The sequence below is a fragment of the Pseudaestuariivita rosea genome (genome assembly GCF_017592335.1).
Classification (GTDB): domain Bacteria; phylum Pseudomonadota; class Alphaproteobacteria; order Rhodobacterales; family Rhodobacteraceae; genus Parasulfitobacter; species Parasulfitobacter rosea.
In genome coordinates this window covers 291879-312228 of the sequence record NZ_JACNMP010000001.1, presented here as the reverse complement: position 1 = coordinate 312228, position 20350 = coordinate 291879, and the positions used below count along the sequence as shown (strand labels likewise).

Below are 20350 nucleotides of genomic sequence, written 5' to 3'. Positions count from 1 at the left end.
AAGACCCCGGATCAAGTCCGGGGTCTTTTAAGTTCCGCAATCAAAGCGTTAGTCCAAAGAACGCTCAATCTCTTCGCGTTCAAAGATTTCAATCACATCGCTAGGGCGGATGTCATCGTAGTTTTCAAACGCCATACCGCATTCCTGACCTGACTGGACCTCGGCCACTTCGTCCTTGAAACGTTTTAGGGTTTTCAGTGTACCTTCGTGTATCACCACGTTATCCCGCAGCAAGCGCACCCCGGCAGACCGGCGGGCAACGCCCTCTGTGACCAAACAGCCCGCGACCTTGCCAACGCCCGAGACTTTGAAGACTTCTCTGATCTCGGCATACCCGATGAAGTTTTCCTTGATCTCGGCACTCAGCAGACCACTTGCAGCAGCTTTAACGTCATCGACCAGATCGTAGATCACCGAATAGTACCGTATCTCGACACCCTTTTGGTTGGCCGTATTCCGCGCCGATGCATTAGCCCGAACATTAAACCCGAAGACCGGCGCACCGGACGCTTCGGCAAGACCAATATCAGTTTCGGTGATGGCACCAACACCCGAATGCAGCACGCGCACGCGCACTTCGTCGTTTCCGATCTTTTCCATCGCCTGAACGATCGCTTCGGCAGAGCCTTGAACGTCGGCTTTTACCAAAATAGGCATCTCGGTGACGTTTTCGTCTTCTTTCGCCTTGGCCATCAGCTGTTCCAGCGTTGTGGCAGCACCCGCCGCCGCACGCTTTTCTTTCGCGGCTTTTTCGCGATATTCTGCAATTTCGCGCGCCTGACCTTCGGTATCGACGACATTCAGAACATCGCCAGCCTCTGGCGTGCCGTTCAGACCCAGAACCTCAACCGGAACGGATGGGCCAGCTTCCTCGACACGGTCCCCCTGATCGTTGATTAGCGCGCGTACTTTACCATACTGCTCACCCACGACAAAGATATCGCCCTGACGCAAGGTTCCGTTCTGGACCAGAACAGTCGCAACAGGTCCACGCCCCACATCCAACTGTGCTTCGATCACAGCGCCCGACGCGGCACGTTCAGGGTTTGCTTTCAGCTCAAGAATTTCGGCCTGAAGCGCAATAGACTCAAGCAATTCGTCCAGACCTGTACCCTTGACGGCCGAAACCTCGACGTCCTGCACTTCACCAGACAACTTTTCGACGATCACTTCGTGCTGAAGCAGATCCGTTCGCACCTTGTCAGGGTTCGCACCGGGCTTATCAACTTTGTTGATTGCCACGATCATTGGCACTTTGGCAGCTTTTGCGTGGTTGATCGCCTCAATCGTCTGAGGCATCACAGCATCGTCTGCCGCCACCACCAAGATCACGATATCAGTGACCTGAGCACCCCGTGCCCGCATGCTGGTAAAGGCCGCATGGCCAGGCGTATCCAAGAATGTCAGCTTTGTGCCATTCTGGTCAACCTGATAGGCACCGATATGCTGTGTGATCCCGCCCGCCTCGCCAGATACCACCTTGGCATTGCGGATCGCGTCCAGCAATGACGTCTTGCCGTGGTCAACGTGACCCATGACCGTGATAACCGGCGGGCGCGACTGCAGATCGTCATCAGAGTCTTCGACCTGATCGATCACGTCCTCGACATCAGAATCCGAGACACGGGTGACCTTGTGACCGAATTCTTCGATAATCAACTCAGCCGTATCAGCATCGATGGTTTGGTTTTGCGTCACCATCATACCGTTCTGCATCAACGCCTTGACCACATCAGCCACACGTTCTGACATCCGGTTCGCCAGTTCTGACACCATGATCGCTTCGGGTAATTGAACGGTGCGGATAACCTTTTCGCGTTCCTGGCTACCGCCCATGGCTTTCTGACGGGCGCGTTCCTGTTTCCGCTTCATCGCGGCCATGGACAACTGGCGTCCGCCTTCGCGACCCGAAAGCGCCTGATTCAACGTCAGCTTGCCCGAACGGCGTCCACCATCATCACCACGACCGCGACCGCGATTATCGCGATCAGCCTGTTCAGCTTCACGACCCTTGTTGCGTACTGGTTGCTTGGCTGCACCGCCCCGCGCACCGGCATCATCCTTTGGTGCCGCTTTTTCCGCTGCAGCCCGCTTGGCCGCTTCTTCTGCTTCGCGCTGGCGGCGTTCGTCTTCCTCGGCCTTGGCTTTGGCACGTTCCTGCAGTTCGCGTTCTTCGCGTTCCTTGGCTTCTTGCTCTTCCCGGCGGCGCTGACGTTCTTCTTCGCGGGCTTTTTCTTCTGCTTCGCGCTGCGCTGCATCTTCCGCTTCACGCGCCTTAGCGGCCATCAGGGCTTTGCGCCGACGCTCCATCTCAGCATCGGTGATGCCTGCGGGCCGCTTTGATGCATCGCCTTTGACCGGCTGACCGCCACCACTTTTGGCCGCACCGGGCTTGGGGACCACAACGCGTTTACGTTTGGTTTCAACCACGACGTTTTTCGTCCGCCCATGGCTAAAGCTTTGCTTTACATTGCCCGAGCGTGGTCCGCCGCGCAGACCCAAAGTTTTTTTACCGTCGTCTTCACTCATCTAGAGTCTTTTCCTTTCCGGCGATCCTTACCACCGTCTATATCGCGCACGCCTTTCAGCTTTGCAGCAGTCTCTACAACACGTGTCGTGAGTCCACCAGTGGCGAGTGCGCCGTGTATCACACTTTCCCGTCCAAATGCCAAACCCAATTCTGCAGAAGTCAAAACACCGATAAAATGCCCACCTTCTGGCGTCCTGAGCTTGGATTTACCCCTTTCAGAACCGTCCGAAGCCTGCAACAGCACCTCGGCCACGTCCTTGATCAACCAGTCCTTGACCTTTTCGTATCCTGCGACCGCCTCGCCTGCTTTCCGCGCAAGTGAGATCAGATCAACCATGCGCCGCACAAGCTGGCGATCAATCTCGGCCATCAGACCGTCTGGCACTGTGACCTGTCGTTTCGCCCCGCGCGAAAACAGCCCCTTACGCGACGCGGTTTCCAGCGCTGTCTTATCGGCCGAAACCCACAGGCCGCGTCCTGGCAGCTTTTCCAGAACATCAGCGACCACATCGTCGTTTGGCCCTACGACAAAGCGGATCAGCCCAGCTTTTGGCTGAACCTCACCCGTCACCACGCATTTGCGTTCGGACAGATCGCGGTTTTTTGTTCGACCACCACGCGTCATCGGACCCCCAAGAAACAAGGCCCAAGATCAGGCCTCGGCCTCTTCTTCGACAGTATCTTCTTCATTGGCCGTCAATTCTTCGGGATCGACCCAGCCCAACATGACGCGCGCTGTCATGACCAGGTTCTGCGCTTCCTCAAGGCTGACATCGAACGGCTCAAGAATGCCGTCGTCTTTCACACGTTCGCCCTCAACAGTGGTCCAACCACCTGCCAATTCCCAATCAGCGCAGGTTGCGAAATCTTCCAATGTCTTGATGTCGTCCTTCGCCAAGGCCTCAATCATTTGGGGTGTCAGCCCCTCAAAGTCAACCAGGCTGTCCTCAACCCCCAGTTCGCGCGCCGCATCCAAGGCCTTTTTGTTCATCGCCTCCAGATGATCACGGGCACGGGCCTGAAGTTCGTTTGCGGTGTCTTCATCGACACCGTCGATGACCAACAGTTCGTCGATTTCCACATAAGCGACCTCTTCCAGATTGCTGAAGCCTTCGGACACCAGCAACTGCGCAAAGAATTCATCCAGATCCAGCGTGTCCATGAACAGCTTGGTGCGTTCGGCAAATTCTGCCTGACGACGTTCGGATTCATCGCTTTCGGTCATGATATCGATGTCCAACCCGGTCAGTTGGGATGCCAGCCGCACGTTCTGACCGCGCCGCCCGATGGCAAGCGACAGTTGATCGTCGGGTACAACGACCTCGATTCGCTCGGCTTCTTCGTCCAGAACAACCTTGCTGACCTCGGCCGGTTGCAGTGCGTTCACCAGGAAGGTCGGCTGATCTTCGTTCCAGGGGATAATATCGATCTTTTCGCCCTGAAGTTCGTTGACAACCGCCTGAACCCGGCTGCCACGCATACCGACACAGGCACCCACAGGGTCGATTGAGTTATCGTGGCTGATCACCGCAATCTTAGCGCGGCTGCCGGGGTCACGCGCGACGGCCTTGATATCGATGATGCCGTCATAAATCTCGGGCACTTCCATTTTGAAAAGTTCCGCCATGAATTCAGGTGCTGTCCGGCTGAGGAATATCTGAGGCCCCCGCTGTTCACGCCGCACATCTTTGATGTAGCAGCGGATGCGGTCGCCATTGCGATAGCTTTCGCGGCCGATCTTTTCGTTCCGGCGCAGCACAGCTTCGCCCGCGCCGATATCGACGATGACATTGCCGTATTCCTCGCGCTTGACCAGCGCGTTGATGATCGTGCCCGCGCGGTCCTTGAATTCTTCGTACTGACGGTCGCGTTCTGCTTCGCGGACCTTCTGCAGAATGACCTGCTTGGCGGACTGTGCGGCGATCCGGCCCATCTCAACGGGCGGTATTTCTTCGATCAGCAGATCACCAACGGCGGGGTTTTCCAGATATTGCTTGGCCTGCTCAACGGTGAACTCGGCTTGATAATTCTCAAGCTCTTCATCCTCGACCACCGTGCGTACGCGGGTGAAGGTCGCCTTACCGGTCTTGCGGTCAATGGACACACGAATGTCCATCTCGGCGCCGTAGCGCGACTTTGCGGCACGGGCCAGACTTTCTTCCATCGCTTCGACGACCAGACCGGGGTCGATCATCTTTTCGCGGGCCACGGCCTCGGCCGTTTGCAGCAGTTCAAGCTGGTTGGCGGATGTTATTGCCATATCAGTTCTCCTCGGACTGTGTCTCAGTCTCTATTTCGTCAAAATCATCTTCGTTCACAACGCCCGCCGCCTTGCGCTGGCGCAACATTTCCTTGATCAGATCATCGGTCAGCACCAGCTTGGCATCTGCCAGCCAGTCGAACTTCAGCCCGATCGTGCCTTCTTCGATATTGATCAGCACCTCATCGCCTTCGGTTCCGGCCAATTCGCCCTTGAACCGACGGCGCCCGTCGATCAGTTCAGTCGTCTCGATCTTGGCTTCATAACCTTCCCACTGATCGAAATCCTTCAGACGGGTCAGGGGGCGGTCGATCCCGGGCGAGGACACTTCAAGCGTATAGGCATCCACGATCGGATCTTCGACATCCAGCGTGGCACTGACCGCGGTCGAGATATCGGCACAATCGTCAACTTCAATCGTACCATCGGGCCGCTGCGCCATGATCTGCAGGGTCGAGGTCTTGCCCCCCATCAGCCGCACGCGCACCAGCTCATAGCCCATGCCTTCGATGACAGGGGTAATGATTTCAGCCAGACGGCGATCAATGGCAGCTTTCGCGATAAGGTCATTCATAGTGATCAGCTTCTGCGTATCCAGAGCACAAAAAAACGGGCGCGCGGCCCGTTGGTGTTTCCCGGTGGAGCGTCGGTGTGGACCCGAACGCGCCGCTGTTGTTGGTCATATACGCGCGGGTAGGTGAGTCTGCAAGGGCTTTTGCCAAGCTTAAATCAATCCTTTGACAGCAGCATCCTCAAAGCGCGTTGCCCTTTGCACATCGATATGCATAGTCAATATCGGCTTCTGATAATTCCGGATGACTTTCGACGTATTTCTTGACGATATTTTCGGTATCAGGATGGGCAACATGATTAAGCCCATGGAGCGCCGCCGATTGGCAATGGACAGATTCAAGCAGAAGTATCTTGGATAAGACTTCAAACATTGCATCCTGAATGCGTTTGTCATGCGGATTGTTTTCTGGGTCGGCACGTTTCAATGGATGAATTTCATATGCCAGACCATCCCACCACATTTCACAAGCCTCTCCTAATGGATCGACCGCAAAGAGATCGCGATATATGAAATACATTGATGCAATCAAATCTTCCTTGGTCTTGATTGGAATTGCGCTGTCCCAGATCAGGTAGTTCAAGTTTCCATCGAAACCTGAAAACATAGCCCAGCACCCCTGCTCCAACTTTTCTGAGTCGTATTTTGACAGTAATCCTTTTGCGTCTGTTAACATTTTGATGAAACAGCGCGCGTTGTGTTCGTCATCAAATCTAATTTCCAAATCAAATTGATGATACCACACCTGATCGCTACCGATGCTATGTACAGCATGATCAAAAACAAAATCTTTGAACTGATCTAATGAAGCGTTTCGGATATCAATAACTGTTCTCGGCATTAAAACTTTATGAGACAAACCGTTTTGTTTTGAAAGGGCGCTCGACGATGAGCGCCCTTAACTTCGTTTCAGAAATCAGTTGCTCGCCTCTTCCCAAAGCGTGTTGTCCCAGTATGGGAACGGACGCTCGTCGCGGACTTCGAACAGGATGCGGTCGGAGAATTCTCGGCCGTCGTCCAGTACTGCCGTCACCTCGATTACATGGGCCCCAACGGGCAGATTGGCGGGCATCTGCAGGCGCCACAGGTGGGTTGAGCTGTCGGCAATCATCCACGGATCAGCCGACTGGGGACTGGCCGGGCCAAAGCTGGATCCTTGCCAGACCTCAAACCCTTGCGCGCGCTGATTGTCCGTCTGCGATTGCCAGGCATAGCGTCCGATGGTCATCTGCCGCGGAACCGAAAACGGATCGGCCCATTCGGCCCCTGACAGAACATCTTCGCCGTTGCCGGGTTGAGTGCGGGTCATCGGCAGACGCTCACCCCCATTGATCGTCGCATAGACCTGCGTGTTCCGGTCCCCGCGCCAGATGTTCGCGGTCAGCCAGACGGTTTCACCTAATTCCTCGGGCGTGAACAGCTTTTGGTCGACCAGATCGTTGACGGTGACAGGCGGAAGTTCGGCCGCAGGATCTTCGCGGTTGGATGTCCATTCAAAAAGCTCATCAAACCAGCTGCGGAATTGCGGTGTATTGAAGCTAAGCGCCATTTGGCGATCCGGGTCCTGATTGGCCGCGTGGAAATGCACGGTGAAATCCGAGCCATCAAAGTCGACAATCATATACCCGGGGGGTGTTCCACCACGCGCGAATGACATCGGTGTTCCATCAAACCCCAGATCGCCCCAGAACCAGTTACCGGACGGCGCGCCGCCTACAACGTGATCAAAGGGCAGCCGCTTTACACCGACCTGTTCTTCCCAGCCCTGAAACCATTCCCCTGCAGCCAGATATTCAAATGTATGCGTATGACCGGAAAAGGATACCGCAGGCCGACCGGCCAAAAGCGCGTGAATCTCAGCCAGATTGTCCGTCTGATGCCGCCCGGTATTCGAATCGATGAAACTGACGAACGGAATGTGGTGCATCATGACGATCAGGCGATCTTCGGGGATTTCGGCCAAGGTCGCCTCAAGCCACTGCATCTGGCGATCATTCACACGACCATTATACACAACCCGTTCCGGATCGGTGCAGGCATCGCGCCCACCGGGGCCGTCATCTTCGGGTCCGCAAGGATAAATCACATTATCCAGCGCTATGAAGGTTACATTGCCAATATCGAAACTATAGTAGGCTGGCCCGTAAATCTGGCGCCAGCTGTCGGCAGAATGTTCATCGGTCGTCGCATCGAAATCAAAATCGTGATTGCCGTGGATGTAGTATTGCGGCAGATCAAGCACCGACCAGATGTTCATAAACCGGGGCAAAAGACTAAGGTCATCGCCCATCACATCGCCCAGCATGATCACACATTCAGCTTCCGACAGATCCCGATCCAACAGGCTGTCCAGAACGCCGTCACGAACATAGCTGACCTCGGTGTTCGAATAGGGTTGCGCGTCGCCCATCATAACGCAGGAAAACTGGTCATCCGTGCCAGTGCGGATCATCGGAAAGTTGATTTCTTGCGGCAAAGCCCCGGTGGCCTGCAAACCGCCATAGCGCAATGTCTCGGGCGTACCTTCGGGCAGGTGATGATAGAAAAACTGTGGCACGCCGTTTTCGTCAACGGGCACGTCCCAGGCCGATGGTTCATGCACCATGACGGTCATATTGTTATAAACCGGCAGGGAATAACTGCCATCTGCGGCGGTTGTCGTTACATCACGACCGTTCGACACGATCACGCCCGCCACACCGGGTTCATCATCCTGACGCGTGCCGTCGCGGCTAAGATCGTGGAAAACATGGCCAGTCACGGCCTCGGCTGTACCATCGTTACTGCCGCGGATCACATCGATGTCAGCAACGTAATCGGTTCTGGCTGAACCGGCTGTTGTGAAACCCATTGAGATGGCCGCGATTAAGCATACTCGACCTGTGAACGTCGTTGTCATTGGCGTCTCCGAAATTGTCGATAATGTTGCTTTAAGTTTTGAGTGCTACCACATCTGCCCGAGTCGGATGACACGCATATGGCAGCCAAGTTATTTAAAGGTGATACGGCAATAATCTGCCAAGCTGATTAGGCATGATGCACTGGTCCGAAAAGCCGGTTGAAGTCCTGTTCACCCGCTGGCGAAAACCGGACGACACGGCTGGCGCTGTCGCGCGTGGACCAGCCCAGATCTTCAAACCGGTGCATGAAGGCGCGGCCAAGGCTGCCTGCCAGATGCGACCTGCGTTCGCTCCAATCCAGACATTCTTTGCACAGGGGGGATTTTTTGGCCTTCAGCGCGTCCAGATCAATTCCAAAGTCGACAACAAACTGCTGGCCGGTTTCGGTCAAAACAGGCTCTTTCCCATCCGTGACCAGATGCTGACGTGCAATCAGCCCATCGAAAAGCTGAATGCCCATGTCACCGGCCAGATGGTTATAACAAACCCGCGCCTTACGCATGGCCGTGTCTTTTGGACCTGTCCGCGTCCTTAGATGCCCCGCACCGGCGGCAAGGCCCATCAGGCTTTCCAACACATGGGCCACATCATCGCTGGTCAGCGAAAAATACTTATGCCGACCTTGTTTACGCTGGCGTATCAAACCGCCATCGTCCAGTTTCGCTAGATGAGAGCTGGTGGTTTGCAGTGTTATCCCGGCCTCATTGGCCAGCTCACTTGCGGTCAATGCCTTACCGCTCATCAACGCCGTCAGCATATTCGCACGCGCCGGATCGCCGATCAGGGCGGCAATACTGGCAATATCGGGGCCTTCTTTCATAGTTCGATGATAACCGAAGCATTTGGGATACGCAATTCTTTAAAGTAGCCTTGTGATTACTTCAAAGGACCCAAACCATGCTGACTTGCATCATCCGCTATCACATCGACCCGACCAAAAAGGAACACTTCATCCGGTACGCCCAAAACTGGGGGCAGGCCATTCCCCGCTGTGGTGCCGATCTGATCGGGTATTTCGCGCCGCACGAAGGGTCCAGCACCCTGGCCTATGGCATCTATAACATTCCCAGTCTGGCCGATTACGAAACCTATCGCGCACGTCTGGCTGCTGACCCCTTGGGGCGCGAAAACTATGAATTTGCGCAGAAAGAAAAGTTTTTGTTGCGAGAGGACCGTACATGGCTGACGCTGGCCTCTGCACCACATGGGGGAAAAGAATGATCGCCGTGATTTTTGAGGTCGAACCAGCGGATGGCCGCAAGGATGAATACCTGGACATCGCTGCTGCGATGCGCCCGATGGTGGATCAGGTTCCGGGGTTCATATCGGTCGAGCGGTTTCAAAGCCTGACCGATCCCAAGAAAATCCTGTCACTGTCATTCTTTGAGGATGAGGCCGCCGTTGAACGCTGGCGCACCCTGGCCGCGCACCGTTCAGCGCAATCCAAAGGACGTGGCGGGATTTTCGACGACTACAGATTGCGCATCGCCCATGTGATCCGCGATTACGGGATGTTTAATCGGGCCGAGGCACCGAAGGACAGTAAAACTGTACATGACACTAAGATATCAAACCGTGAAGAGTGACGTGTCCGAATAGACGCGCCAATCGGCGATACGATCACCTTCAAAATTATATATATCCGTGCATGGGATGACGATCTTTGCGCCATCTTTCAGCCGCGTGAAATGAGAGTCCACTTCGAAAACCGCCGTCTGCCCCCGGCTAAATTTCATACGCAGATCATGGCCGTCCCAACGCACCAGCGCATTCTGCCAGGTCATGTAGTCCTTTATGCCCGAAAGTCCGAAAAACGGTGGTCTGTGGCCGACACGATATAGGACATCTGGCGTGAAGAATTCATCGGCCGCATCCCAGTTGCCCTGACCGACGGCGGCTTCCATTTGTTCAACGCGATCGGTCAGTAGGCTTGGGTCGATCTTGGGCAGCATCGCTTCCATCGGCTATGCCTTAATCCCATGTGTCACCATGGTTTTCTGAACAACCTCGGTTGCGCAGATACGATCGTAGAATGCATTTGTCGCAGGCCATTCGCCCAAACCGCCCTCGATCATCAGCGTGACCCACCGCAGCATGGGAACGGCATAGAAGTCAGCGACCGTGGTGGAAGCGCCAACAAACTGTTCGCGACCCCCAAGATGCGCTTCGATCTGGTCCAGCCCGTTGCGGACCAGTTTCATGCCCGCCTGCTTTACCTTGTCGCGGGCGGCATCACTGTCATCTGCGGTATAACGGTGGGGTACGAAAATGGGAAAGAAAGCGGGGTGAAAATCGCCCGTGAAAAAGGCGCACCACTTGGCAGTTTCGGCCTTAAGGCGCGTGTCATCCCCACCCAGAAGATCTTCGCGCCCTGCATCTTCGCAGATGTACTGCAAAATCGCGTTGCATTGGGTCAGCACATAGCCATCGGACAATTTCAGCGCAGGTACAGCACCATTAGGATTGATCGCGCGGTAGGATGCATCGCGTGGGGCCAGAACAGCGTCATACTCAGCACCAATTGCGTTCAACAGGATATGCGGTGCCAGCGCGCAGGCGCCGGGCCGATAGTACAAGGTCATTTTTGACATCAGCGTCCCCTATGTGGCTTAGTGTGCCTCGGCCCAGTTGGCCCCGCGTCCTGCATCGACCGTCATAGGCACGTCCAATTTAATCGCGGGGTCCGAGGCGTTTTCCATCACACCCTTGGCGACCCCGATCAGATCATCCACGGCATCCTCGGCGACCTCAAACAGTAGCTCATCGTGAACCTGCAGCAGCATTTTAGCGGGCAATGCTTCAATCGCGTCTGGCATACGGATCATCGCACGGCGGATAACATCGGCCGCGGTGCCCTGAATAGGCGCGTTGATCGCAGCGCGGCGAGCGAACCCGGCTGTCGGGCCCTTGGCGTTGATCTCGGGCGTGTTGATCTTGCGCCCGAACAGCGTCTGCACATAGCCGTTTTTCTTCGCAAAATCAGTCGTCTGATCCATATAGGCGCGAATGCCGGGGAAACGTTCGAAATAGGTATCGATAAACGCCTGCGCCTCGGCGCGCGGGATGCGCAGGTTGCGCGCCAGACCAAAGCCCGAAATCCCGTAGATCACCCCGAAATTGATCGCCTTGGCCTGACGGCGGATCATCGGGTCCATCCCTTCGATGGGCACATTGAACATCTGACTGGCGGTCATCGCATGAATATCCTGACCTTCGTCAAATGCCTGTTTCAACGCGGGAATATCGGCGATGTGGGCCAGGATGCGCAATTCGATCTGGGAATAATCCAGCGCGACCAACACATTACCGGGTTCGGCCACGAACGCTTCACGTATCCTGCGACCTTCTTCGGTGCGGATCGGGATGTTCTGCAAATTCGGATCGGTCGAGGCCAGCCGCCCCGTGTTCGCCCCCGCAATCGAATAGCTGGTGTGCACGCGGCCCGTATCCGGGTTGATGTGATCCTGCAGCGCATCGGTATAGGTCGATTTCAGCTTCGACAGTTGCCGCCAGTCCAGCACGCGCGCGGGCAGCTCATGTTCGGTTGCCAAGTCCTCTAACACATCGGCACCCGTGGCATAGGCCCCGGTCTTACCCTTCTTGCCGCCTTCAATCCCCATTTTATCAAACAGGATTTCGCCCAACTGCTTGGGCGATCCGACATTAAACGTTTGCCCGGCCAGTTCATGAATTTCCGCCTCAAGCCCCGCCATTTTCTGGGCAAAGGCATTGGACATCCGGCTAAGCGTATCGCGGTCAACCTTGACGCCCGTCATCTCCATCTGCGCCAACACAGGCACCAACGGACGTTCGAGTGTTTCGTAAATCGTCGTGACCTGTTTTTGATGCAACTGCGGTTTAAAGGTTTTCCAAAGGCGCAGGGTGATATCGGCGTCTTCGGCCGCGTATTTAAAGGCATCATTGATTTTGACCCGGTCAAAGGTGATCGCAGATTTACCCGTGCCAATCAGGCTTTTGATCGGGATCGGCACATGACTTAGATATCGTTCGCTTAGCGTGTCCATGCCGTGATTATGCAGCCCTGCGTTCAGCGCGTAGCTCATCAAAAGTGTGTCATCGATCGGCGCGACCACCACGCCATTGCGCGCAAAAATCTTCTGGTCATACTTCATGTTCTGGCCGATTTTCAGAATGCTGTCGTCCTCCAGCATGGGCTTCAGCATCTTCAGCGCTTCGTCTAGATCCATCTGCCCTTCGGCCAAAGCGTCGGATCCAAACAGATCATCCGACGCGCCATCCTTATGCGTCAACGGGACATAGCAGGCCTGTCCAGGTTCAACACACAGCGAGATGCCCACCAGATCGGCCAGCATTTCGTTCAGGCTGGTCGTTTCGGTATCCACTGCCACATAGCCGCGTTCATAAATCCGGTCGATCCACACCTGCAGGCCAGCGGCATCGCGCACCCATTCGTAATCATCTGGCTTGAACGGCAATGCTTCGGGCGCATCCACCGGGTTGGCACCTGCGGGATCGACATCGGCAATCACAGGCGGCTCAACGTCCAGCGCGGTGGCGATGCGCTTGCTGAGTGTCCGGAACTCCATTTCCACCAGAAACCCAAGCAGCTTATCCGCGTCGGGTTCACGCACCTCAAGATCGTCAATCGTGAAATCCAGCGGTGTGTTTTCGTCCAGCTGAACCAGCTTTTTCGACACCCGTATCTGATCGGCAAAATCAATCAACGTTTGGCGGCGCTTGGGTTGCTTGATCTCGCCCGCCCGTTCCAACAGCGTGTCCAGATCGCCGTATTCATTGATCAGCAGCGCCGCCGTTTTAACACCGATCCCCGGCGCGCCGGGGATATTGTCGACCGAGTCGCCCGCCAGCGCCTGCACATCGACCACACGGTTCGGCCCGACGCCAAACTTCTCCTCGACCCCTTCGACATCGATGCGTTTGTTTTTCATCGCATCCAGCATCTCGACCCCGCCGCCCACAAGCTGCATCAGGTCCTTATCTGAGCTGATGATCGTGCACCGCCCGCCCGCATCACGGGCCTGAACGGCCAGCGTGGCGATGATGTCGTCGGCCTCATACCCCTCAAGCTCTTTGCAGGCGATGTTGAACGCCTCGGTTGCGGTACGGGTCAACGGGATCTGGGGGCGCAAATCCTCGGGCATGGCTTCGCGATTGGCTTTATATTGATCGTAAATTTCATTGCGGAAAGTATGACTGCCCTTGTCGAAAATCACCGCCACATGGGTCGGCGCATCAGGGCCGGTGTTGCCTTCAACATAGCGCTGCAGCATGTTGCAAAAGCCGCTGACCGCGCCGATGGGTAGACCGTCAGACTTCCGTGTCAGGGGCGGCAGCGCATGATAGGCCCTGAAGATAAAGGCCGATCCGTCGATCAGATGCAGATGACATCCCTTGCCAAACGTCCCCATGCCGCGCCCCCTTGTTCTGCTGCCTTCCGACAGCTACCGCGTTGGCGGGGCGGGGTCCAGATACTGGTTAGCTATCTTCGGTCTCAATCCCGAATTTCGCCAAAACCTCGGCCGCGCGGCTTTCATGGACAAACAGCTTGTCGCAATAGCCGCATTCGACATACCCCGTGTCACGATCAACCGAATAATAGACACGCGGATGCCCCAACGCGCCTTCGCCCCCGTCGCAATGCACGCGCCATGTGGTCACTATTTCATATTCAGGCACGGGAACGGGCATATATGGCTCCTTTGGTTGTCGGCGGGCTGTACATGGCCTAAGTCGAAGCAGCAATAGTGCATGACGCGCAGCCGGACAAGGCCAGAGAGGGATCGAAATGCCAGAATATGCGATTGAAATCACTGGCCTAAAGAAAACCTATGCCGGCAGTGGGGGTGAACCGCCCAAGGATGCGCTGAAGGGTATTGAACTGACGATTCCAAAGGGATCGATCTTCGGCCTTCTGGGTCCCAATGGTGCCGGAAAATCCACGCTGATCAATATCCTGGCGGGCCTCGTGCTGAAAACCACGGGCCAGGTTCGGATCTGGGGCTTTGATCAGGATGTGAACCCCCGCCAATCGCGTGCATCCATTGGGGTCATGCCGCAGGAACTGAACCTTGATCCGTTTTTCAGCCCCCGCGGCGCGCTTGAGGTGCAGGCGGGGCTTTACGGTGTGCCCAAATCCCAACGTCGCAGCGATGAAATCCTTGAAATGATTGGCCTGACCGACAAAGCCAACGCCTATGCGCGCACCCTGTCGGGCGGCATGCGGCGACGGCTGTTGCTGGGCAAGGCGCTGGTTCATCACCCCCATATCCTTGTGCTGGATGAACCCACTGCTGGCGTCGATATTGAACTGCGCAACATGCTTTGGACCAATGTGCGCAAGCTGAACGAACAGGGCATGACGATCATCCTGACGACGCATTATCTGGAAGAGGCCGAACAGATGTGCGACGAGATTGCCATCATCAACCACGGTGAAGTCGTGGCCCGTGACAGCACCCGCGCGCTGTTGGGCCGTCTGGATGCGAAAACCATGCTGATTGAACCCGAAAATGCCTTACAGGGCGATCTGCACATGCCTGATGGGATCGAATTCTGCCCCCGCGATGATGGCTTGCTGGCGTTCAATTATAACCGTGTCACAATCAGCGCTGAAACTGTGCTGGAAGCCGTGCGTGACGCGGGCATCCGTATTAAAGACGTTAAAACCGTCGAGGCCGATCTTGAAGATGTGTTTCTGTCACTGACATCATCGGAAACCCTGGTATGACGACCCAGATAACCATCCCGGCCAAGGAAAAGGGCGTGGTTCGGATTTTCAGCGTCAACCCGCCCGAACCGTTCAATCCTGCAGATGACGACGCGCCACAATGGCTGTTGACCGCATTGGGCCTGTCGCATCTGCCTGAAGAAAGCTACGAGCTGTTCCCGATCCGGCAGTTGGACGGCATCGGACTAAGCGGATATCTGACCGAAGGCTGGGGAATTTCGACTGACGAGCTTGCACAACTTGCCCCACAACTGGATGCCTTGAAAGACCATGTTCTGCTGCTGCGGCCCAACGCGTTTGATACCGAAACCACGCTGGCCGTTCAGCAGCCCGTCCGCTATGTTGCCACTTTGCAGGAAGATCGCCCGCCGGTTCATTTCGATGCTTTGCCAAGCGGGTCAGCAGAGCTTCAGCTGGCGGAAACCCCGCAAAAGCAACCCTCAGAAGCCGCTATCATGGGTCGCGTTGCGATGGTCGCTTTGCTGGTCCTGTTTGCCTTGGTCGGCCTGATGATCTGGATTGCGTGATCAGACCTGCCAAATACACAAAGGGTCTATGATCTGACGCAACGCGTGATAAATGACAGATATGACAACGCTTTTCACGAACGCGCGCCTGATTGATCCTCAGGCTGGAACCGACCAGATCGGATCACTGCTTGTTTTGGATGGGCTGATCAGCAAAGTATTTGGGCAAGATACTGATTTAAAAGAAGAAAATATAACTGCCGTTAACTCTTTCGATTGTGCGGGCAAATGCCTGGCCCCGGGTATCGTCGACATCGGCGTCAAGGTGTGCGAACCGGGCGAACGTCACAAGGAAAGTTTCCGGTCCGCGGGGCAAGCCGCTGCTGCGGGTGGGGTTACGACGATGGTGACGCGGCCAGATACCCTTCCCGCCATAGATACACCCGAAACACTTGAGTTCGTCACCCGCCGCGCACAGGAAGACAGCCCCGTCAACATTCGCCACATGGCTGCCCTGACCAAGGGCCGTGAGGGGCGCGAGATGGTCGAAATCGGCTTTCTGCAGGATGCAGGTGCGGTGGCGTTCACCGATTGCGATAGGGTTGTTCAGTCCACAAAAGTGTTTGCGCGCGCGCTGACATATGCGCGTAGCCTGGGTGCTTTGGTCATGGCGCATCCCCAGGATCCAGGGTTATCGCAGGCAGCGGCTGTGACCTCGGGCAAGTTCGCGTCACTGCGCGGTCTGCCGGGTGTGTCGCCAATGGCTGAACGCATGGGTCTACAGCGCGATCTGGCCCTGGTCGAGATGACGGGTGCCAAATACCACGCCGATGGCATCACGACGCAATCGGCGTTGCCTGCGCTTAAACAAGCGAAAAGAGATGGTCTGGATGTCACAGCCGGTATCAACATCCACCACCTGACGCTGAACGCGCTGGATGTTGGTGATTATCGCACCTTCTTCAAAATCAAACCGCCCTTGCGCGATGAAGACGACCGTGTGGCCATGGTTGAGGCCATCGCGGATGGCACAATCGATATCATCAGCAGCATGCACACCCCGCAGGACGAAGAAAGCAAGCGCCTGCCGTTTGAGGAAGCCGCCAGCGGCGCCGTCGCACTTGAGACGCTGCTGCCTGCGGCGATGCGACTTTATCATTCGGGTATGATTAAGTTGCCCATTTTATGGCGCGCACTGTCGTTGAACCCGGCCAAACGACTGGGGCTGCCAGCAGGTCGTCTAAACCCCGGTGCGCCTGCCGATCTGGTACTTTTCGATCCAGACGCGCCCTTTGTTCTGGACCGGTTCAAACTGCAATCAAAGTCCAAAAACACACCCTTTGATGGACAACGGATGCAAGGCAAGGTCATCGCAACATTCGTGGGCGGCAAACAGGTTTTCGGCGCATGATACCGGCCATTGAAACCGCACCCGCGATGCTGTTGCTTTGGACAGCGGTTGGATATCTGTTGGGCAGCATTCCGTTCGGAATGGTTCTGGCCAAACTGATGGGGCTGGGCAATCTGCGCGATATCGGGTCGGGCAATATCGGCGCGACGAATGTTTTGCGGACGGGCAACAAGGCGGCCGCGTTTCTGACCCTGGTTCTAGATGGCGGCAAAGGCGCTGCCGCCCTGATCCTGGCGCGGGTTTTTGCGGGTGAAGATGCCGCACAGCTGGCGGGTTTCGCGGCCTTTTTGGGTCATTGCTATCCGGTCTGGCTTGGGTTTCGTGGTGGCAAGGGGGTCGCGACCTTTTTCGGCCTTATGTTTGCGCTTTATTGGCCACTGGGTTTGATCTGTGGGGCGATCTGGCTGTCGGTTGCGTTTATCTTTCGCTACTCATCGTTGGCAGCTTTGGTGAGCGCTGCCATTTCACCCGTTGCCGTCCTTTTGATCGGGCGGCCAGATGCAGCTCTATTGTGTCTGGGACTTGTCGCATTGATTTATCTGCGGCATGGCGCAAACATTCAGCGCCTGATCGCGGGAAATGAACCCAAAATCGGGAAATCCAAAGCAACTGATAGCGCTAAAGTTGAATAAAACTGCTTAAAAAGCGAAAAATGGCCAAGACAATTGATTTTCAGCAACGCCAAGCGTTTTTGAACAAAAAACCTTGGCCCGATGCTTGATTTTGGAAGCGATTCGGGAATTGTGGCAACCAGAATAAAACTAAACAAAGAGAGAGACAGCCAATGGGTTTTATGGAAGCGGTAAAGACGTGTTTGAATAAATACGTCACATTTTCGGGTCGTGCACGTCGATCTGAGTACTGGTGGTTTTATCTTTTCGCATTTCTGGTGACGCTTGTTGCTACGATTATTGATGGTGTCTTGGGCATCATGATCCTTTATCCTATCACTGCTTTGGGGCTGTTGCTGCCTTCAATTGCGGCTGGTGTGCGTCGTCTGCACGACACAGATCGTTCAGGGTGGTGGTACCTGATTGTCCTCGTGCCAATTGTTGGTCCGATCGTTCTGCTGGTTTTCTGGGTCATGGATGGCACCAAAGGCGACAACCGCTTTGGTCCTGACCCTAAGGGCGACACAGCTGACGTTGACGCCTTCACCTAGGATCAAAAAGATGTAAGAATGAAACGCCGTCCGATCTGGGCGGCGTTTTTTGTTTCAGTAGAAGCTTTGCGGGTCGATATCGATTGTCAGGCGCAGGTTGTTTGGCTGCTTGAATTGTGCGACCCAACGCGAAAGCGCTGCTTGCAATGGTACTGATTTATCCGCTTTGACCAATAACCTGACGCGATGACGTCCACGAACCCGTGCAATGGGGGCCGGTGCAGGGCCGAAAAGCTGGGCGTTCACCTGCCGAAGTGGTCCATCGTTGCGCGCCATTTCATTCCCGAAATCAAAGACTTCCTGAATATCGGGGCTGCTAAGAACAATGCCCGCCATCCGACCATAGGGTGGCACGGCCGCATGGCGACGTTCGGACGCCTCGGCGCGCCAGAAGTCCTCCTCATCCCCCGACAGGATCGCGCGGATCACCGGGTGGTCGGGTTGATAGGTCTGCAATAGCGCCTGCCCTGGTTTGTCAGCGCGGCCGGCCCGGCCAGACACCTGCCGCATCAGTTGAAATGTGCGTTCCGCCGCGCGCAGGTCGGACCCCTGCAGACCCAGATCAGCATCGATCACGCCGACCAGCGTCAGATTTTTGAAATTATGCCCCTTGGCCACCAACTGCGTGCCGATGATCAGATCGGCGCCGCCATTCGCAATTTCCTCGATCTGTGCCTTCAGCGCGCGGGCCGATCCGTAAAGATCCGACGACAGCGTGGCGATCCGCGCATCAGGAAACAGCTTCGTAGCCTCTTCCGTCAAGCGTTCGACGCCCGGCCCGACGGCGGCCAGCCGGTCCTCGGCCCCACAATTCGGGCAGATCTTTGGGATAGGCTTGGTTTCCCCACACTGATGGCACATCAGGCGTTTTTGAAAACGGTGTTCGACCATCCGCGCATCACAGTGGTCGCAGCCAATCTGATGCCCGCAGGCGCGGCATAGCGTAATGGGCGCATAGCCCCGACGGTTGATGAACAAAAGCGCTTGTTCGCCCTGATCCAACCGAGTTTGCACGGCCTTTTGCAGTGTATCAGAAATCCAGCGATCCGATGGCAGGGTTTCATCCCGCATATCAATCGCCCGCATATCCGGCAGCATCGATGAGCCAAACCGCGACGTCAGTTCAAGCCTGTTGTACTTGCCGGCCTCGGCATTGGCCCAGGTTTCCAGCGATGGCGTGGCCGAGGCCAGAATAACTTGCGCCCCAAGGATTGAGGCGCGCAAAACAGCCATATCGCGGGCGTTGTAAAGCACGCCGTCCTCTTGTTTGTAGGATGTATCGTGTTCCTCATCTACGACGACCAGACCCAGGTTCTGATAGGGTAAAAACAGCGCCGATCGCGCGCCCACCACCAATTGTGCTGCCCCCTGACCCACCATCTTCCAGGCGCGACGGCGTTCGGTCATGGTGACGCCGGAATGCCATTCAGCGGGCTGCGCGCCAAAGCGGTCTTGGACACGCGTCAGAAACTCAGACGTCAGCGCGATTTCCGGCAACAATACCAGGGCCTGCCGCCGCTGGCGCAGACATTCGGCGACGGCCTCAAGGTAGACCTCGGTCTTGCCAGAGCCTGTGACACCTTTCAGCAGCGTCGTGCCATAGTCGTCTGTGCGAATACTGGCGCGCAAAGCATCGGCGCAGGTGGCCTGATCGGTTGTCAGATCCTTGCTGGCATGATCGGAATCAAGATGGGGATAGGGCAGGTCGCGCGGGCTGTCTTCTTCGGCGACGGCGCTCAGTTTCACAAGCCCTTTGACAACAGACGTGGTGACACCGGCCTGTTCGGCCAGTTCCTTCAGTGTAAATGACAAACCACCATAATCGCGCAAAACCTGCAGCACGCGCGCCCGTGCATCGGTCAGGCGATCCGGCATGCTGGACCCCAAGCGATAAATCTTGCGCATCGATGGCGGATCCCCCAGGCCCGGCGCGCGGGTGGCCAACCGCAGCATCGCCGGCATAGGGGTCAGCGTATAATCGGCCGCACGGGTCAGAAACAGGCGCATTTCCTCGCGCATCGGGGCCGCGTCCAAGACACGGATAACACTGCGGATTTTGGCATAGTCATAATCACCGCGCCCTTTGCCCCAGACAACACCGATGACCTTGCGCGGCCCCAACGGCACCTCAACAAAAGCCCCCAGAGCACAGCCGCCCTCGGGCGCCTTATAGTCCAGCAGCCGGTCCAGCGGTTGCGTTGTCAGCACCGCGACCAGATCACCTTCGTCAAAGAAATCAGAAGTTTCCACGCCACGTCCATCAGGGGTTTCAGCCAGCCGTTCCTTGGGGTAAACGCTGAAGTGCAAAAGGCCAACCCT

At 56.0% G+C, this 20350-nt stretch carries 19 protein-coding genes; 7 read left to right on the top strand and 12 right to left on the bottom strand.

Features of this window, described 5'->3' with window-relative positions; all coding sequences use genetic code 11:
* Positions 1–48 precede the first annotated feature (48 nt).
* The 7 genes from infB to H7848_RS01470 all read right to left on the bottom strand — a co-directional run bounded on the left by infB (position 49) and on the right by H7848_RS01470 (position 9081).
* The gene (infB, locus tag H7848_RS01500) at positions 49–2529 is read right to left on the bottom strand and encodes a translation initiation factor IF-2 (RefSeq protein WP_208347419.1); all 2481 of its coding nucleotides are present in this window, start codon (positions 2527–2529) and stop codon (positions 49–51) included.
* On the bottom strand, positions 2526–3155 hold the full coding sequence (locus H7848_RS01495) for an RNA-binding protein (RefSeq protein ID WP_208347417.1): 630 nt from the start codon (positions 3153–3155) through the stop codon (positions 2526–2528). The genes infB and H7848_RS01495 overlap by 4 nt, the downstream gene beginning before the upstream one ends.
* A 27-nt stretch (positions 3156–3182) precedes the next feature.
* Positions 3183–4790, bottom strand: coding sequence for a transcription termination factor NusA (nusA, locus tag H7848_RS01490; RefSeq protein ID WP_208347416.1), 1608 nt, complete (start codon positions 4788–4790; stop codon positions 3183–3185).
* A gap of 1 nt (position 4791) precedes the next feature.
* On the bottom strand, positions 4792–5364 hold the full coding sequence (rimP, locus tag H7848_RS01485; protein WP_208347415.1) for a ribosome maturation factor RimP: 573 nt from the start codon (positions 5362–5364) through the stop codon (positions 4792–4794).
* Between the two features lie 178 nt (positions 5365–5542).
* Positions 5543–6202 (bottom strand): hypothetical protein, encoded by a 660-nt coding sequence (locus H7848_RS01480; RefSeq protein ID WP_208347414.1) that lies wholly within the window; start codon positions 6200–6202, stop codon positions 5543–5545.
* Between the two features lie 75 nt (positions 6203–6277).
* Entirely contained in the window at positions 6278–8212 is a 1935-nt protein-coding gene (locus H7848_RS01475) for a calcineurin-like phosphoesterase C-terminal domain-containing protein (RefSeq protein ID WP_208347413.1), read from the bottom strand.
* Between the two features lie 176 nt (positions 8213–8388).
* Entirely contained in the window at positions 8389–9081 is a 693-nt protein-coding gene (locus H7848_RS01470; RefSeq protein WP_208347412.1) for an ArsR/SmtB family transcription factor, read from the bottom strand.
* A gap of 77 nt (positions 9082–9158) precedes the next feature.
* Between H7848_RS01470 and H7848_RS01465 the strand changes: the two genes are divergently transcribed.
* Together H7848_RS01465 and H7848_RS01460 are read left to right on the top strand one after the other, a co-directional pair.
* Positions 9159–9482, top strand: coding sequence for an NIPSNAP family protein (locus tag H7848_RS01465; protein ID WP_208347411.1), 324 nt, complete (start codon positions 9159–9161; stop codon positions 9480–9482).
* The gene (locus H7848_RS01460; RefSeq protein WP_208347410.1) at positions 9479–9847 is read left to right on the top strand and encodes an antibiotic biosynthesis monooxygenase family protein; all 369 of its coding nucleotides are present in this window, start codon (positions 9479–9481) and stop codon (positions 9845–9847) included. Before H7848_RS01465 ends, H7848_RS01460 begins: the two co-directional genes overlap by 4 nt.
* Here the strand turns inward: H7848_RS01460 and H7848_RS01455 are convergent.
* From H7848_RS01455 to H7848_RS01440, 4 genes are all read right to left on the bottom strand, one after another.
* Positions 9830–10222 carry a nuclear transport factor 2 family protein gene (locus H7848_RS01455; RefSeq protein ID WP_208347409.1) on the bottom strand — a complete coding sequence of 131 codons (393 nt, stop codon included), beginning with the start codon at positions 10220–10222 and terminating at the stop codon, positions 9830–9832. The two genes, H7848_RS01460 and H7848_RS01455, sit on opposite strands and share 18 nt — an antisense overlap.
* Positions 10223–10225: 3 nt before the next feature.
* The gene (locus H7848_RS01450) at positions 10226–10852 is read right to left on the bottom strand and encodes a glutathione S-transferase family protein (protein WP_208347407.1); all 627 of its coding nucleotides are present in this window, start codon (positions 10850–10852) and stop codon (positions 10226–10228) included.
* Between the two features lie 18 nt (positions 10853–10870).
* Positions 10871–13672, bottom strand: coding sequence for a DNA polymerase I (polA, locus tag H7848_RS01445; RefSeq protein WP_208347405.1), 2802 nt, complete (start codon positions 13670–13672; stop codon positions 10871–10873).
* Positions 13673–13739: 67 nt separating this feature from the next.
* Entirely contained in the window at positions 13740–13952 is a 213-nt protein-coding gene (locus H7848_RS01440; RefSeq protein ID WP_208347403.1) for a zinc-finger domain-containing protein, read from the bottom strand.
* Positions 13953–14049: 97 nt separating this feature from the next.
* Here H7848_RS01440 and H7848_RS01435 point away from each other — a divergent pair, with 97 nt between their 5' ends.
* From H7848_RS01435 to H7848_RS01415, 5 genes are all read left to right on the top strand, one after another.
* A complete protein-coding gene (locus H7848_RS01435) occupies positions 14050–14991 on the top strand; it encodes an ABC transporter ATP-binding protein (protein WP_208347401.1) in 942 nt (313 codons plus the stop codon).
* Positions 14988–15518 (top strand): hypothetical protein, encoded by a 531-nt coding sequence (locus tag H7848_RS01430; RefSeq protein ID WP_208347400.1) that lies wholly within the window; start codon positions 14988–14990, stop codon positions 15516–15518. The genes H7848_RS01435 and H7848_RS01430 overlap by 4 nt, the downstream gene beginning before the upstream one ends.
* 61 nt (positions 15519–15579) lie before the next feature.
* The gene (gene pyrC, locus H7848_RS01425; RefSeq protein ID WP_208347461.1) at positions 15580–16869 is read left to right on the top strand and encodes a dihydroorotase; all 1290 of its coding nucleotides are present in this window, start codon (positions 15580–15582) and stop codon (positions 16867–16869) included.
* Complete coding sequence (gene plsY, locus H7848_RS01420; protein ID WP_208347399.1) at positions 16866–17501, top strand: glycerol-3-phosphate 1-O-acyltransferase PlsY; 636 nt, start codon at positions 16866–16868, stop codon at positions 17499–17501. Before pyrC ends, plsY begins: the two co-directional genes overlap by 4 nt.
* A gap of 152 nt (positions 17502–17653) precedes the next feature.
* On the top strand, positions 17654–18031 hold the full coding sequence (locus H7848_RS01415) for a DUF805 domain-containing protein (protein ID WP_208347398.1): 378 nt from the start codon (positions 17654–17656) through the stop codon (positions 18029–18031).
* Between the two features lie 54 nt (positions 18032–18085).
* Here the strand turns inward: H7848_RS01415 and H7848_RS01410 are convergent, their stop codons facing one another.
* Entirely contained in the window at positions 18086–20281 is a 2196-nt protein-coding gene (locus tag H7848_RS01410; protein WP_208347459.1) for a primosomal protein N', read from the bottom strand.
* Positions 20282–20350 lie beyond the last annotated feature (69 nt).